This window comes from Herbaspirillum rubrisubalbicans (assembly GCF_003719195.1).
GTDB lineage: Bacteria > Pseudomonadota > Gammaproteobacteria > Burkholderiales > Burkholderiaceae_D > Herbaspirillum > Herbaspirillum rubrisubalbicans.
On sequence record NZ_CP024996.1, the window covers coordinates 1,498,932 to 1,513,280 of the forward strand.

Consider the following 14,349-nt stretch of genomic DNA (forward strand, 5'->3'; position numbering starts at 1 on the left):
GGACTCATGCCATCAGGCTGACATGGGCGGCGACGATGCGCCAGCCTTGGTCCATGCGCACCCAGGTCTGCATCTGGCGGCCGATACGCTCCGAAGTGTGGTCGGTGAATTCGGTGGAGACCGTAGCATAGTCGCTGCCGAAGGTGGTGACAACGGTACGCTGCAGCTTGCGCGAGGCCGGCACCGGCGTGCAGGTCTTGCGGTACTGGCGGATCGCCTGGCCGCCCAGCAGCACTTCGCCCACGCCATAGCGCACCGTTTCGGGGGCGTACCAGAACCAGCGGTCCAGCGCCGGGATGTCATTGATGAGCAGGGCGTATTCGTAATCGGCAAAGGCTTGTTCGACCTCGGCCACGATGTGGGGCAGGTTCACTTGCATCATGGGTGGTCTCCGGCATAGGCGGCCATGGCGCTCTGCAATTGCGCCAACGGCGCCCGCCAGCCGACGATGCCGCTCTGGGCAGTGAGCATGTCGAGCGTGGCGCGATGGAATTCAGGGAAATAACTGGCGCAGGCGTCTTGCACCACCAGGCATTCATAGCCACGGTCATTGGCTTCGCGCATCGAGGTCTGCACGCAGACCTCGGTGGTCACGCCCGCGATCAGCAGATGGGTGATGCCGCGTTCCAGCAATTGCGCGTGCAGGTCGGTGGCGTAGAAGGCGCCCTTGCCGGGCTTGTCGATGACGATCTCGCCCTCGATGGGCGCCAGTTGCGGCAGGATCTGGTTGCCCGGCTCGCCGCGCACCAGGATGCGGCCCATCGGCCCGACGTCGCCGATGCCCAGCGTCGGATTGCCGCGCAGGCGCTTGGCGCGCGGGCAGTCGGATAGATCGGGCAGGTGCGACTCACGCGTATGCACCACCAGCATCTGATGCGCGCGCGCCAGCGTGAGCAGGGCGGCGACGGTCGGCACGATGGCGCCCAGCGGCCGCACGTCATTGCCCAGCGCACTACCGAAACCGCCTTCTTCGACGAAGTCGCGCTGCATGTCGATCACCACCAGCGCCGTGCTGCGCGGATGGAATTGATAGGGATAGGGGAGTGCGTCGATATGGATCATGCGGCCTCGGCGTGAGCAGGTTGATCGTGATGTCCGGCCATCCAGCGGCCCAGGGCGGCGCGGTCGGCACCTTGCGTGGCCACGTCCTGCGCCACATGCACGATGCGGCCCTCGGTCATCACCAGGATGCGGTCGGACAGTTCCAGCAATTCATCCAGGTCTTCGCTCACCAGCAGCACCGCTGCGCCACGTGCGCGGGCTTGCAGCAGGCGGGCGTGGATGTCGGCCACCGAGGCGAAGTCCAGCCCGAAGACCGGATTGGCGACGATGAGCACATTGGCCGCACCGTCCAGGTCTTCCTCGCCCAGCTCGCGCGCCAGCACGGCACGCTGCACGTTGCCGCCGGAGAGCGTGCCGATGGGGCGTTCCGGCACCGGTGGCTTGACGTTGAAGGCGGCGATCAGCGCTTGCGCCTGGCGTTTCATGGCGCCGCGGTCAATGCGCCAGCCGCCGCGCTTGAAGGGCGCCACGTCGAAATGACGCAAGGCCATGTTCTCGGCCACGCTCATGCCGGGGATGCAGGCATTGCGCAGCGGTTCTTCCGGCAGCGCAAAGACGCGCAGACGCCGCATCTCTTCACGGGTGGCGGCGTAGGGCGCGCCCTCCACCCGGATCTGGCCCAGCAGGTGGCGCCGCTGGCCCAGCAGGGCTTCCACCAGTTCCTTCTGGCCATTGCCGGAGATGCCGGCCAGGCCGACGATCTCGCCATGCTTCACCTGCAGCGACAGGGCGCGCACGGCAGCCACGCCGCGATCATTGTTGACGGTAAGATCCTTCACCTCCAGCCCGATGGCCGCCTGTGGCGGCACGGCAGCACGGGCCACCGCTAATTTTTCTTCACGTGCATGGCCCATCATCCAATGGGCGAGGGCATCGGGGCTGGTTTCGGCCACCTTGGCGCTGGCCACCAGTCGCCCCTTGCGCAGCACCGTCACATCGTCGGCATAGGCGCTCACTTCGTTGAACTTATGGGTGATCATCAGCACGGTGAGCTCTTGCTGGCGCGTCAAGGCGTGCATCAGGCCCAGCACTTCGTCGGCTTCCTGTGGAGTCAGCACCGAGGTCGGTTCATCGAGGATCAGGAAGCGGCGGCGCAGGTAGAGTTGCTTGAGGATTTCCAGCTTCTGCTTTTCGCCGGCCGAGAGGCTACTCACCAGGCGTTCGGTGGCCAGCTTGAAGGGCATCCGCGCCATGAATTCTTCCAGTACCGCGCGTTCGCTGCCCCAGCGGATGCGCCAGGGCAGGTCGCCACGCGCCAGCAGCAGGTTCTCGGCCACCGTCAGGCTGGGCGCCAGCGTGAAGTGCTGGTAGACCATGCCGATGCCGAGCTGGTGTGGCAGGCGTGCGCTGCGGATGTCCACCTCGCGGCGGTCGGCCAGGATGCTGCCCTGATCGAGCGGGCTATAGCCGACCAGCCCTTTGACCAGCGTGCTCTTGCCCGCGCCATTCTCACCTAGAAGCGCATGGATGGTGCCGGCGCGCACCTTCAGCGAAACCTCATCGAGGGCGCGGAAGCTGCCGAAGGACTTGCCGGCATTGAGGATCTCCAGCTCAAGGGCGTGCATGATCAGGCCCCGATCACATCGATCAGTGCCGCCGAATCGGAGACGGCACCGAACACGCCGCCCTGCATCTTGATCATGGACAGCGCTGCCAGGTGGTTGCTGTAGTCGGTCGCGCCACAGCAGTCCGACAGCATCACGCATTCGAAGCCGCGGTCATTGGCTTCGCGCATGGTGGTGTGCACGCAGACGTCGGTGGTGATGCCGGTCAGCACGATGTTGCGGATGCCACGCGTGTGCAGAATCATTTCCAGGTCGGTGGCGCAGAAGGAACCCTTGCCGGGTTTGTCGATGATGATCTCGCCGGCGATGGGGGCCAGTTCGGGAATGATTTCCCAGCCCGGTTCACCCCGCACCAGGATGCGGCCACACGGACCAGCGTCACCGATGCCCACGCCATCGGTACCGATCTGGCGCGAACGCCAGCGCTTGTTGGCGGGCAGGTCGGAGAGATCGGGACGGTGGCCTTCGCGGGTATGGATGATGGTATAGCCCCCGGCGCGCATGGCGGCCAGCACTGTCTTGATCGGCTCGATGGGAGCGCGCGTCAATGACAGGTCGTAGCCCATCTTGTCGACGTAGCCGCCGATGCCGCAGAAGTCGGTCTGCATGTCGATGACGATGAGTGCGGTATTGGCCGGGGTCAGTGCGCCGTCATAGGGCCAGGGATAGGGTTCGGCCTGGATGTAGAGTGCGGACATGCTTGCTCCTTGGTGGATTTATCGGGTCAGGCTCAACTCGCCCGGTGCCGCCGAGAGGGTGCGGTCGGGGCGGCAGGTGAGGATCATGATCAACAGCGTCAAGGCATACGGTGCGGCATTGAACAGGTAGTAGCCGGACGTCACGCCTACCGCCTGCAAGGCCGGGCCCAGCGCCCCGGCGGCACCGAACAGGAGTGCCGCCAGCAGGCAGCGCCATGGCTGCCAGCGCACGAAGATCACCAGGGCCACGGCCATCAGGCCCTGGCCGCTGGAGAGTCCCTCGTTCCAACTGCCGGGGTAGTACAGCGAGAGATAGGCGCCGCCGACGGCCGCCAGGAAGCCGCCCGCCGCAGTGGCCGCGATACGAATGCCGGTGAGGTGATAGCCGAGCGCGCGCGCGGTTTCGGCATGATCGCCCACCAGCCGCAAGGCCAGCCCCCAGCGCGTGGCGGCCAGGCCCCATTGCAGCAGCAGTGCCAGCGCCACGCCGAGGAAGAACAGCGCATTGATCTGCAAGGCATGATGCAGGCGCTCGTTGCTGCTCCACGCCCCCAGGTCGATGGCGGGCAGCATGGCGGCCTGCGGCTGGATGAAGGGCTTGCCGAGGAAGAAGGCCAGCCCGGTGCCCAGCAGCATCAGTGCAATGCCGAAGGCGATGTCGTTGACCCGTGGCAGCGAACACACCACCCCATGCAGCACCCCCAGCAGCAAGCCCGAACAACCCGCCGCCAGCACGCCCAGCCAGGCCGAGCCGGTATAGAAGGAAGCGGCATAGCCGGTCATGGCGCCGCACACCAGGATGCCTTCCAGCCCCAGGTTCACGCGCCCGCCTTTTTCGGTCAGGCACTCGCCCAGGCTGACGAAGAGAAAGGGCGTGCCCACGCGGATCGCACCGGCAAAGAGCGCCAGCAGCAGGGTGGTCAGATCGATGTCATGCATGGCCGGCCTCCTTGGCAGGAATGACTTGCACTTGTGCCTTGGTCTGCCAGCGCAGTTTCAATGCCGCCAGGCGGCCGGTGATGGCTTCCCAGGCCAGCAGATTGCAGAACAGCAGGCCCTGCAGCACCAGCGTGGTGGCGTCCGGCAGGTCCAGCCGCCGTTGCAGCAGGCTGCCGCTAGCTTCCACGCCACCGATGACGATCGCGCAGACGATGATGGCCAGCGGATTCTGGCGCGCCGCAAAGGCCACCAGGATGCCCGAGAAGCCATAGCCCGCCAGCAGCGCACTGGTGGCGCTGCCCTGCACGGCGCTGACCTCGAACATGCCGGCCAGGCCGGCCGCGGCGCCGCCCAGCGCGCAGGCGGTGAGGATGAGACGGTTGACCGGCAGGCCCACCAGCCGGGCCGTGCGCACATTGCCGCCGACCACGCCCATGGCGAATCCCAGCACGCTATGGCGCAGCAAGACCCAGGCCGCCAGACAGGCCAAGGCGCCCCAGACCAATCCCCAATGCACTTCCATTCCTGGCAGCGAACCAACCAGGTAGGCATCGGGCAGTGGCAAGGTGGAGGGTTTGTTGAGACTGGCCGGATCGCGCAGCGGGCCTTCCACCAGATGCTTGAAGACCGCCACGGCCAGGTAGGAGAGCAACAGGCTGGAGATGGTCTCATTGACCCCGCGCCACTGGCGCAGGCCGCCGCACAGCGCGATCCACAGGCCACCGGCCAGCATGGCGGCCAGGGCCATGACCACCAGCATCACCAGCGAAGGCAGGACCGGCAGCAACTGCGGCATCACCGCAGCGGCCAGTCCACCCAGAGCCAGTGCACCTTCGCCGCCGATGACGATCAGGCCCACGCGCGCCGGCAGGGCCACGCACAATGCCGTCAACAGCAAGGGCGCGGCGCGCTGCAAGGTGTTCTGCCATGCGAACGTGGTGCCGAACGCGCCCTGAAAGATCAGCAGGCAGGCCTCGCCCGCCGGCTTGCCCTGCACCAGTAAAAACAGCACGAACAACAGCAGCGTGCCAGCCAATGCACACAAGGTCGGCACGGCCGGCGCCACGCCGTTGAGCAAGGCTGAACGCAGCCGCAGCGCAGGCGAGGTGGCCGCAGCAGCCAGGCCGGAAGCGGGGAGGGTAGTCATGGCACCATCCTGCATGAGGGGATCAGACCTGGCCGACCACGCCGGCCACCAGGTAATTCATCTTCTCCAGCACGACGTCGGTCTGGACCTGGGTGGTGCCGGCCGGGATCACGGTATTGCCCTTGTTGTCCTTGATCGGGCCCTTGAAGATCTGGAACTTGCCGGCCAGCATCTGCGCCTTGATTTCGTCGGCCTTCTTCTTGGCCGGTGCGCTGACGGCTGCGCCATAGGGCGACATCTTGACGAAATCATCCTTCAGACCACCGCGCAGGAAGTTGATCATCGGCTTGCCTTCCAGCGTGGCCTTGACGATCGCGGTGTAGGGCGTGGCCCAGTTCCATTCAGCGCCGGTGAGATAGCCCTTGGGCGCCAGCGCAGCCTGGCTGGCATGGTAGCCGGTGGTCATGATGCCGCGCTTCTCGGCGGTCTCTACGATCACCTTGGGGCCATCGACGTGGCAGGTGATGACGTCGCAACCCTGGTCGATCAGGCTGTTGGCGGCTTCAGCTTCCTTCACCGGCAGCGACCAGTCGCCGGTGAAGATGACATGACAGGTAATGGACGGATCAACCGATTGCGCGCCCAGGGTGAAGGCGTTGATGTTGCGCAGCACCTGCGGGATCGGCTTGGCGGCGATGAAGGCCAGTTTCTTGCTCTTGCTCATATAGCCGGCGACGACGCCGGAGAGGTATTCGCACTCTTCGATGTAGCCGAAGAAGCTGCCCACGTTCATGGGATGCTTGCCCGCCGTCCACAGGCCGCCACAGTGGGCGATGCGCACCTTGGGATATTTCTCGGCGATCTTGAGCACGTGCGGATCGAAGTAGCCGAAGGAGGTGGGGAAGAGCAGGGTGGCGCCATCCTGCTGGATCATGGCTTCCATGGTCTTTTGCACGGCTACGGTCTCGGGTACTTTTTCTTCCTCGATGACCTTCACGCCGGGCAGCTTCTTGATGACGGCGGCAGCTTGCGCGTGCGACTGGTTGTAGCCGAAGTCATCCCTGGCCCCCACGTAGATGAAGCCCACGGTCAAGGGGCCGGCAGCCAGCAACTCCAGCGGGAAGGCGGCGCCCAGGGCAGCGGCCCCGGACAGTTTGAGAAAATCGCGGCGGTTTTTCATGTTGTTGCGCTCCAATGAGAACGTGGTCGGGTTGATCAGATCACTGCTGCGGTACGGTTCAGGACAGCGTCAGCGAACTCGGCGCCTGCATTCGGGCCGGCTTGCGCACTTCGCGCTGGAAGATTTCCATGGACAGTTTCTTGGCCGCGATGAAGCCCGGCTGCGACAGCGTTTCCACCGTGCGCGGTCGCGGATCCTGGTAATGCAAGATGTCTGCCACCGCCGTCGGGCGCTTGGTCAAGAGCAGGATCTGGTCCGCCAGGTAGACCGCTTCCTCCAGGTCGTGCGATACCAGCACCATGGTGGTGCCGGTCTGCAAAAAGACCTGTTGCAGCTTTTCGCGGATGAAGAGCGTCATCTCGAAGTCCAGCGCCGAGAAGGGTTCGTCGAGGAACAGCACCTCCGGCCCCGGCGCCAGGGCGCGCATGATGGAGGCGGTCTGCTGCTGGCCGCCCGAGAGTTCATACGGATAGCGCATCAGGTCGAACTTGACGTCGAAGGACGCTACCAGTTCATCGACCCGGTGCTTGATCTCGGCCTTGGACTTGCCTTCCAGCTTGAGCGGATAGGCGATGTTGTCGATGGTGCGCAGCCACGGGAACAGGGCATCGCGGTAGTTCTGGAACACGTAGCCGATCTTGGTCTGGGCCAGCGATTTGCCGTCGAACAGAATCTGTCCGGCGTCAATCGGAATCAGGCCCGCGATCATGTTGATCAGCGTGGACTTGCCGCAGCCATTGGGGCCGAACACCGAGACGATCTGCTGCTTGGGGATGTCCAGGTCGAAGTTTTCATACAGCGGCCAGCCGGCGAAATACTTGGTCAGGCCGCGAATGGTGATGTGGGTGCCTGGGGGGCCTGGAACGAAGGGCGTTTCCAGGGGCAGGTCCACCTTGGGGCTGATCACGACGCTCATCTTCCGCTCCAATGTACGATGCGTTTTTCAATGACGATGAAGACCACGTTCAAGGCATAGCCGAGTGCGCCCGCCGACAGGATGGCCGCATACATCTCGCGCACGTTCAATACCTGCTGGGTATCGATGATGCGGTGGCCCAGGCCGTTTTCGGAGCCGATGAACATCTCCGCCACGATCACGATCACCAGCGCCATCGAGACCGCGCTGCGCAGGCCCACGAAGCTGGCTTGCAGGCTTTCCCAGATCAGCACGTCGCAGAAGATGCGCCAGCGCGACGCGCCCATCACCTTGGCTGCCATCACCCGCTGCTTGCGGGCATTGAGCACGCCGTAAGCGCTGTTGAAGAGCACGATCAGGAAGGCGCCGAAAGCAGCGATGGCGACCTTGTTGATGTCGGACACGCCGAAGATCAGCAGGAACAACGGGATCAGTGCCGACGAAGGTGTCGAGCGGAAGAAATCGATCAGGAATTCCACGCTGCGATAGGCGCGTTCGTTGCTGCCCAAGAGCACGCCGATGGGCAGGCCCAGCACGGCGGCAATGGCAAAGGCTTCCAGCGTGCGCACCACGGTCACGCTGAAATCCAGCAGCAGCGGGCCGCCCGCCAATCCCTTGAACATGGCCATGAGCGTGGCTTCGGGCGGCGGCAGCAGGATTGCCTTGATCCACCCGGCGCGCACCACCAGGTCCCAGATCACGAACAATACGATGGGGCCGACGATAGGCAGCAGGCGGCCCAGCGCGGCGCGCTTGCGGGGCGCGGCACTGGCCGGTGCCGCCGTCGCCGGTTGGGGCGCCACGGCCACGGCAGGAGCAATGGTCTCGTTCATGATGGCCTCAGCCCTTGTAGATCAGGTTGTCGACCACGATGCGTTGCGAGAACACGCCCTTCTCGACGAACAGGTCATAGAACTTCTGGAAGTAGGCCAGATCGCTGGGCTTGAATTCGTTGTAGAGCATGTAGGCCGCCAGCGGTACTTCATTGGTGAGCGAGCCTTCGATGGCGGTGTAGCCCTTGAGATAGGTCCGTGCCTGGTCCGGCTTGCTGCGCACCAGTTCGATGCCGCGGGCATAGGCGGCGATGTACTTGCGCGCCAGCTCCGGGTTCTTCTTGATGAATTCGGTGGTCAGCGCGGCGGCGCCGCCGTGCCAGGGGGCCATCGGATCGCCCAGGATGTACTTGGCGATCACGCCGGCTTCCAGTACGCGGGTGCTGTTGCTCATGCGGCCCACGGTGCCGGTGGGTTCCAGCGTGTAGGCCGCATCCACCTGGCCGGCCGCCAGCGAAGCGACGTGCTGACCGATGGGCAGTTCCACTACCGTGGCACCGGTAGCGCCGGCGCGTTCCAGCACCGTCTTGGCCAGGGTCACGTTCTGGATGCCGGGGCCGGAGGCGACCTTCTTGCCCTTGAGATCGGCAATCGATTTGACCGGGCTGTCCTTGGGCACCAGGAATTCATCGAGCACGTACTTGGCATTGCTGGGATTGGTGGCAAAGATCTTGAACAGACCCGGCTGCGCGATCTCGCCGATGGCCAGGTTGCCGGCGCCCGTGCCATTGGCCGAGCCATCGGCGCGGCCCGAAAGCATGGCTTCCATCACTTGCTGGGCGCCGGCAAACTTGATGGCTTGTACCTCCAGCCCGGCCTGCTTGAAATAGCCCGCTTCCACAGCGGCATAGAAGGGTAGGCCGGCTGCCACCGGCCAGTAGCCGATACGGATGGGGACGCTCTGCGCACGCAGGATGGCAGGCGCGCCAGCGATGGCGGCGGTAGCGGTGAGCGCACCGGCCTTGGCCATGAAGCGGCGGCGGGCGGCATCGTGCGCGGTGGATAAGGTGGTCTTCTTCTTCATCATGAGCAGCTCCGTGGTGAGGGTGTCAGTTCAGCGAATTCAGATAATTGACCCAGCCGCCGTGGTGGGTGATGTCGGTGGCGCCGGCAATGCCGGCCGGCTCGCAGATGAAGCCCTTGACGCTGCTGCCATCGGCCAGCTCCACCGTGCCGATGCCCAGCGGCGCCGGGATGGCCGCGACGAAGCCACCGAACTGGCGCAACGGCATCTCCCAGACTTCCACCGCGATGGCGGCGCCGTCACCTTCGGTGCGGGCCAGGCCGGGTTTGGGCGGTGTCGTGCCGGCCAAGGCATAGAGCCGGTAGCAGGCGGCAGTGCAGGTCACGGCCACGCGGCGCGCGCCGGCTTCCAGCAATTGCCAGTTCAGCGGTTGGCCGGCCAGGTGGGCGCCGACCACGCAGACCTTGATAGTGCTTTCGTTGAAGGGCAGCGGCGCGGCGGCAATCGCATCGGCTTGCGCGGCACCGCCCAGCTGCTGCTGCAAGCGGGCGCCGGCTTCGGCCAGCAGGTGGTCGGCCCCGGCCTGGCCGATCAGGGTCACGCCGGCTGGCAAGCCGTCGCGACGCCACACGCCGGGGATGGCCAGGGCCGACATATCCATCAGGTTGACGAAGTTGGTGTAGTGGCCCAGTTGCGCATTGCGCACCACCGGATCGGCCTCGACCTCGGCGATGGTGGGGAAGGTGGTGGTGGTGGGCACCAGCATCAGGTCGCTGCCTGCCAGCAGGTTCTCGGCCTGGCGGCGCAGGTCGGCCAGGTGGTATTGGGCATTGAAGCTGTCGACCGCATCGTAGTCATCGGCTTGCGCGGTGATCTGGCGTACCACCGGATGGATGGCTTCCTGGTTCTCCAGGAAGAAGTCACCCAGCGCGGCGCGGCGTTCGGCCACCCACGGCCCCTGGTACAGCAGTTGCGCGGCGGCGCTGAAGGGGGCGAAGGGAATCTTCGCCAGGCTCACCCCGGGCAGGGCCGCGATCTGCGCCAGGCTGCGTTCCCAGGCTTCCTGGGCGACGCTGTCGCCAAAGAATTCACAGTGCTCGGGAATGGCGATGCGATAGCCCCGGCGCTTCACACCCAGCATGGTGGGACGGCGCGAATAGCCATCCTCGGCATCGAAGCCGGCGGCGCTGTGCAGTACGCGCCAGGCATCGGCCACGTCATGGGCGAAGATGGAGATGCAATCCAGGGTGCGGCAGGCCGGGACCAGGCCGCGTGCGCTGATCAAGCCCTTGGTGGGCTTGAGGCCGACCAGGTGATTGAAGGCAGCCGGTACACGGCCCGAGCCGGCGGTATCCGTTCCCAGTGAGAACAGGACTTGACCCAGTGCCACCGCCACCGCCGAGCCCGAACTGGAACCGCCCGAGACATAGTCCGGCTTGATGGCATTGCGAACCGCACCGTAGGGGGAGCGCACGCCGACCAGGCCGGTGGCGAACTGGTCCAGGTTGGTCTTGCCCACCAGCAGTGCGCCAGCAGCCTGCAGGCGCTGCACCACGGCGGCGCTCTCGCTGGCCAGCCGGCCGAATTCGGGACAGGCCCCGGTGGTGGACATCTCGGCCACGTCGATGTTGTCCTTCACGGCGAAGGGAATGCCGAACAGCGGCATGGTCTCCAGCACGGCTTCTCCCTTGATCTGCAACATCAGGTCCAGCGCGGCGGCTTGTTGCTTCAGTTGCTTGGGCGGCACGCGGCTGATCCAGACTTCATCGCGGCCGGCGCGGTCGATGCGCGCCAGCAGTTCGGCCACCACCTTGCCGGGCGTGCTGCGGCCTTCGCGGTAGGCGGCCAGGGTGGCGGCGATGGTGGTCGGGGTGGCGGCTTGTTGCAGGGCGGAAATGGCAGTCATTTTGGATATTCAAACTTGAATACAAGATTGAATATCTTTAAGCAGGAGGCGTGCCAGCGCGTCCGTCACGCGGCTGAAAAATGGGAAAAGGCTTCACCACGCGAGTTTGCGAGGTGAAGTGCCGAAAGGCAAGCTGTCCGAGGGGAAATGAAGAATTTTGTCAGCGAGACAAAATGGTGAGCCGTGCGCCGAACTTGGACATCCGCTGGGGCGGCCTGCACGGGAATCAGGCAGGCCGGCTGGAAATTACCTGTATGAAGATTTCTTCAAAGCTCCCCCCACACCGCATTCAAGGCAGCCAGTGCCGCCAGCCCCGCAGTCTCGGTACGCAGCACCCGGCTGCCCATGGACAGCATCAGCGCGCCCTGGGCGCAGGCCAGGTCTTCTTCTTCCTCGCTGAAGCCGCCTTCGGGGCCGACGATGACGGTCACGGCCTGCGGCGGATGATGGCGCGCCCAGCCCGACAGCGGCTCGCTGCCGCGCGGGGAGAGCAGGATGCGGCGGTGCAGGTCGCTCTGGGCGATCCAGCGCTTGAAGTCGGTCACCTCGCCCAGATGTGGCAGGCGGTTGCGGCCGCATTGCTCGGCGGCAGCATGGATAATGCCTTGCCAGTGCGCCTGTTTCTTCTCGGCCCGTTCGCCCGCCAGGCGCACCACGCAGCGCTGTGCGGCCAGCGGCTGCAGGGCGGTGGCGCCCAGTTCCACGGCTTTCTCGACGATCCAATCCATCTTCGATCCTTCAGGCAGGGCCTGGGCCAGGGTCAGCGCATAGGGCAGTTCGGCCTCGCGAGGTGAAAATGTCTTCACTTCGGCGTGGGCCCGCTTCTTTTCAATAGCCGTCAGGCTGGCGGTGTACTCGCCGCCTTCGCCATTGAACAGGGTGAGCGTATCGCCCGCTTGCAGGCGCAGCACCTGGATATGGTGGGCAATCTGCTCAGGCAGGACCAGCGCGGTACCGATGGCGAGGGTTTGCGGAAGGAAGAAACGGGGCATGGGGAGGGGGGCCAGGAGGCAGTGAAGATGCAAAAATGTTGTCAGGACAGTCATGCGACTGGTCCTGAATTTTAATCCCCCCGGCGCACTCTGGTAAAATACGGCCCCGCGCTGCACTTGGCCTTCCGGGGCGGCGCTTTGGCTTGAAAACCCGATTGGTGCGCCTCACAGCGCCTCTTGCACAGCAAACTCATACCTCGACATGATTTCCACACTCCCCACCGACAAGATGGCCAACGCGATCCGCGCGCTGGCGATGGACGCAGTTCAAAAAGCCAATTCCGGGCACCCGGGTATGCCGATGGGGATGGCCGAAATCGCAGTGGCCCTGTGGGCCAAGCACTATCGTCACAACCCGTCCAACCCGCACTGGGCCAACCGCGACCGCTTCGTGCTCTCCAACGGCCACGGCTCCATGCTGCAATATGCGCTGCTGCACCTGACCGGTTACGACCTGTCGATGGAAGACATCAAGTCCTTCCGCCAGCTGCATTCCAAGACCGCCGGCCACCCGGAAGTCCACATCACCCCGGGCGTGGAAACCACCACCGGCCCGCTGGGTCAGGGCATCACCAATGCAGTGGGCATGGCGCTGGCTGAAAAGCTGCTGGCTGCCGAATTCAACAAGCCCGGCCTGGCCGTGGTCGATCACTACACCTACGCCTTCGTCGGCGACGGTTGCCTGATGGAAGGTATCTCGCATGAAGCCTGCTCGCTGGCGGGCGTGCTGAACCTGTCCAAGCTGATCGTGCTGTATGACGACAACGGCATCTCGATTGACGGCCACGTCGAAGGCTGGTTCAAGGACGACACCCCGAAGCGTTTCGAAGCCTACGGCTGGAACGTCATCCCGGCCGTCGACGGCCACAACGTCGAGGCCGTGAGCGCCGCGATCCACCAGGCCAAGTTGGCCGACAAACCGACCCTGATCTGCTGCCGCACCGTCATCGGCAAGGGTTCGCCCAACCTGGCCGGCACCGACAAGGTGCACGGCGCCGCCCTGGGCGACAAGGAAATCGCCGCCGTGCGCGAAGCGCTGGGCTGGACTGCCGCGCCCTTCGAGATTCCCGCTGACGTCTACGCCGCCTGGGATGCCAAGGCCACTGGCGCCGACTTCGAAGCTAGCTGGAAGCAGACCTTCGACACCTACGCCGCCCAATACCCGGCCGAAGCCGCCGAACTGCTGCGTCGCCTCAAGGGCGAACTGCCGGTCGCTTTTGAGTCCACCGTGACCGCCTATATCAATTCCACGCTGGAAAAGAAGGAAACCATCGCCACCCGCAAGGCCAGCCAGAACGCCATCCAGGCCTATGCGCAGGCGCTGCCGGAATTCCTGGGCGGCTCGGCCGACCTGACCGGCTCGAACCTGACCAACTGGAAGGAATCGGTGGCCGTGCGCGCCGACCAGCGCGGCAACCACATCAACTACGGTGTGCGTGAATTCGGCATGAGCGCCATCATGAACGGTATCGCCCTGCATGGCGGCTATCTGCCCTTTGGCGCGACCTTCCTGACCTTCTCCGACTACAGCCGCAATGCCCTGCGCATGGCTGCGCTGATGAAGATCCGTTCGCTGTTCGTGTTCACCCACGACTCCATCGGCCTGGGCGAAGACGGCCCCACCCACCAGTCGGTGGAACACGTCTCCAGCCTGCGCCTGATCCCCAACCTGGACAACTGGCGTCCGTGCGACACCACCGAAACCGCCGTGGCCTGGGCCGAATCGATCAAGCGTCACGATGGCCCGAGCACCCTGATCTTCTCGCGCCAGAACCTGCCGTTCCAGGAGCGTACCGACGCCCAGGTCAAGGACATCGCCCGCGGTGGCTACGTGCTGCGCGATGCGCCCAATGCCAAGGTGGTGCTGATGGCGACCGGCTCCGAAATCGAACTGGCCACCAAAGCTGCCGACGCCCTGACCGCCGAAGGCATCGCCGTGCGTGTGGTGTCGATGCCCTCGACTGACGTGTTCGACCGCCAGGATTCGGCCTACAAGGCCACGGTGCTGCCGCGCGGCGTCCCGCGCGTGGCCATCGAAGCCGGCGTGACCGCCTTCTGGCACAAGTACGTGGGCCTGGAAGGCGCCGTGGTCGGGATCGATACCTTCGGCGAATCGGCCCCGGCTGGCGTGCTGTTCAAGCACTTCGGTTTCACTGTCGAGAACGTGGTGGCCAAGGCCAAGGCAGTACTGGCTTGAGCAGTCTGGT

At 64.9% G+C, this 14,349-nt stretch carries 13 protein-coding genes; 1 reads left to right on the forward strand and 12 read right to left on the reverse strand.

The annotated features are described in order from the left end of the window. Positions 1-4: 4 nt before the first annotated feature. From hpxZ to RC54_RS06690, 12 genes are all read right to left on the reverse strand, one after another. A complete protein-coding gene (gene hpxZ, locus RC54_RS06635) occupies positions 5-382 on the reverse strand; it encodes an oxalurate catabolism protein HpxZ (RefSeq protein WP_058894685.1) in 378 nt (125 codons plus the stop codon). Continuing rightward, a complete protein-coding gene (locus tag RC54_RS06640) occupies positions 379-1,062 on the reverse strand; it encodes a cysteine hydrolase family protein (protein WP_058894686.1) in 684 nt (227 codons plus the stop codon). The genes hpxZ and RC54_RS06640 overlap by 4 nt, the downstream gene beginning before the upstream one ends. Beyond that, a complete protein-coding gene (locus RC54_RS06645; RefSeq protein ID WP_061790245.1) occupies positions 1,059-2,627 on the reverse strand; it encodes an ABC transporter ATP-binding protein in 1,569 nt (522 codons plus the stop codon). Before RC54_RS06645 ends, RC54_RS06640 begins: the two co-directional genes overlap by 4 nt. 2 nt (positions 2,628-2,629) lie before the next feature. Further along, entirely contained in the window at positions 2,630-3,325 is a 696-nt protein-coding gene (gene biuH / locus RC54_RS06650) for a biuret amidohydrolase (protein ID WP_044530929.1), read from the reverse strand. An 18-nt stretch (positions 3,326-3,343) separates the two neighbouring features. Then, complete coding sequence (locus RC54_RS06655; RefSeq protein ID WP_061790246.1) at positions 3,344-4,264, reverse strand: ABC transporter permease; 921 nt, start codon at positions 4,262-4,264, stop codon at positions 3,344-3,346. Then, entirely contained in the window at positions 4,257-5,411 is a 1,155-nt protein-coding gene (locus RC54_RS06660; RefSeq protein ID WP_164471194.1) for an ABC transporter permease, read from the reverse strand. Before RC54_RS06660 ends, RC54_RS06655 begins: the two co-directional genes overlap by 8 nt. A 22-nt stretch (positions 5,412-5,433) precedes the next feature. Continuing rightward, complete coding sequence (locus tag RC54_RS06665) at positions 5,434-6,531, reverse strand: BMP family ABC transporter substrate-binding protein (protein WP_058894690.1); 1,098 nt, start codon at positions 6,529-6,531, stop codon at positions 5,434-5,436. A gap of 58 nt (positions 6,532-6,589) precedes the next feature. Then, positions 6,590-7,447 (reverse strand): ABC transporter ATP-binding protein, encoded by an 858-nt coding sequence (locus RC54_RS06670; RefSeq protein WP_061790248.1) that lies wholly within the window; start codon positions 7,445-7,447, stop codon positions 6,590-6,592. Further along, entirely contained in the window at positions 7,444-8,280 is an 837-nt protein-coding gene (locus RC54_RS06675) for an ABC transporter permease (protein WP_061790249.1), read from the reverse strand. The genes RC54_RS06670 and RC54_RS06675 overlap by 4 nt, the downstream gene beginning before the upstream one ends. 7 nt (positions 8,281-8,287) lie before the next feature. Further along, entirely contained in the window at positions 8,288-9,307 is a 1,020-nt protein-coding gene (locus RC54_RS06680) for an ABC transporter substrate-binding protein (protein ID WP_017453661.1), read from the reverse strand. 22 nt (positions 9,308-9,329) lie between these two features. Beyond that, positions 9,330-11,150 (reverse strand): allophanate hydrolase, encoded by a 1,821-nt coding sequence (gene atzF, locus RC54_RS06685; protein ID WP_082803175.1) that lies wholly within the window; start codon positions 11,148-11,150, stop codon positions 9,330-9,332. A gap of 266 nt (positions 11,151-11,416) precedes the next feature. Continuing rightward, complete coding sequence (locus RC54_RS06690; RefSeq protein WP_061790250.1) at positions 11,417-12,142, reverse strand: 16S rRNA (uracil(1498)-N(3))-methyltransferase; 726 nt, start codon at positions 12,140-12,142, stop codon at positions 11,417-11,419. A 202-nt stretch (positions 12,143-12,344) separates the two neighbouring features. Between RC54_RS06690 and tkt the strand changes: the two genes are divergently transcribed. Continuing rightward, complete coding sequence (gene tkt, locus RC54_RS06695; protein WP_058894695.1) at positions 12,345-14,339, forward strand: transketolase; 1,995 nt, start codon at positions 12,345-12,347, stop codon at positions 14,337-14,339. The last annotated feature ends 10 nt before the right edge of the window (positions 14,340-14,349 follow it).

Excerpts from the sequence above, each read along its gene's own strand:
- hpxZ (WP_058894685.1), bottom strand. The coding sequence starts at position 382 with ATGATGCAAGTGAACCTGCCCCACATCGTGGCCGAGGTCGAACAAGCC.
- RC54_RS06640 (WP_058894686.1), bottom strand. The coding sequence starts at position 1,062 with ATGATCCATATCGACGCACTCCCCTATCCCTATCAATTCCATCCGCGC.
- RC54_RS06645 (WP_061790245.1), bottom strand. The coding sequence starts at position 2,627 with ATGCACGCCCTTGAGCTGGAGATCCTCAATGCCGGCAAGTCCTTCGGC.
- biuH (WP_044530929.1), bottom strand. The coding sequence starts at position 3,325 with ATGTCCGCACTCTACATCCAGGCCGAACCCTATCCCTGGCCCTATGAC.
- RC54_RS06655 (WP_061790246.1), bottom strand. The coding sequence starts at position 4,264 with ATGCATGACATCGATCTGACCACCCTGCTGCTGGCGCTCTTTGCCGGT.
- RC54_RS06660 (WP_164471194.1), bottom strand. The coding sequence starts at position 5,411 with ATGACTACCCTCCCCGCTTCCGGCCTGGCTGCTGCGGCCACCTCGCCT.
- RC54_RS06665 (WP_058894690.1), bottom strand. The coding sequence starts at position 6,531 with ATGAAAAACCGCCGCGATTTTCTCAAACTGTCCGGGGCCGCTGCCCTG.
- RC54_RS06670 (WP_061790248.1), bottom strand. The coding sequence starts at position 7,447 with ATGAGCGTCGTGATCAGCCCCAAGGTGGACCTGCCCCTGGAAACGCCC.
- RC54_RS06675 (WP_061790249.1), bottom strand. The coding sequence starts at position 8,280 with ATGAACGAGACCATTGCTCCTGCCGTGGCCGTGGCGCCCCAACCGGCG.
- RC54_RS06680 (WP_017453661.1), bottom strand. The coding sequence starts at position 9,307 with ATGATGAAGAAGAAGACCACCTTATCCACCGCGCACGATGCCGCCCGC.
- atzF (WP_082803175.1), bottom strand. The coding sequence starts at position 11,150 with ATGACTGCCATTTCCGCCCTGCAACAAGCCGCCACCCCGACCACCATC.
- RC54_RS06690 (WP_061790250.1), bottom strand. The coding sequence starts at position 12,142 with ATGCCCCGTTTCTTCCTTCCGCAAACCCTCGCCATCGGTACCGCGCTG.
- tkt (WP_058894695.1), top strand. The coding sequence starts at position 12,345 with ATGATTTCCACACTCCCCACCGACAAGATGGCCAACGCGATCCGCGCG.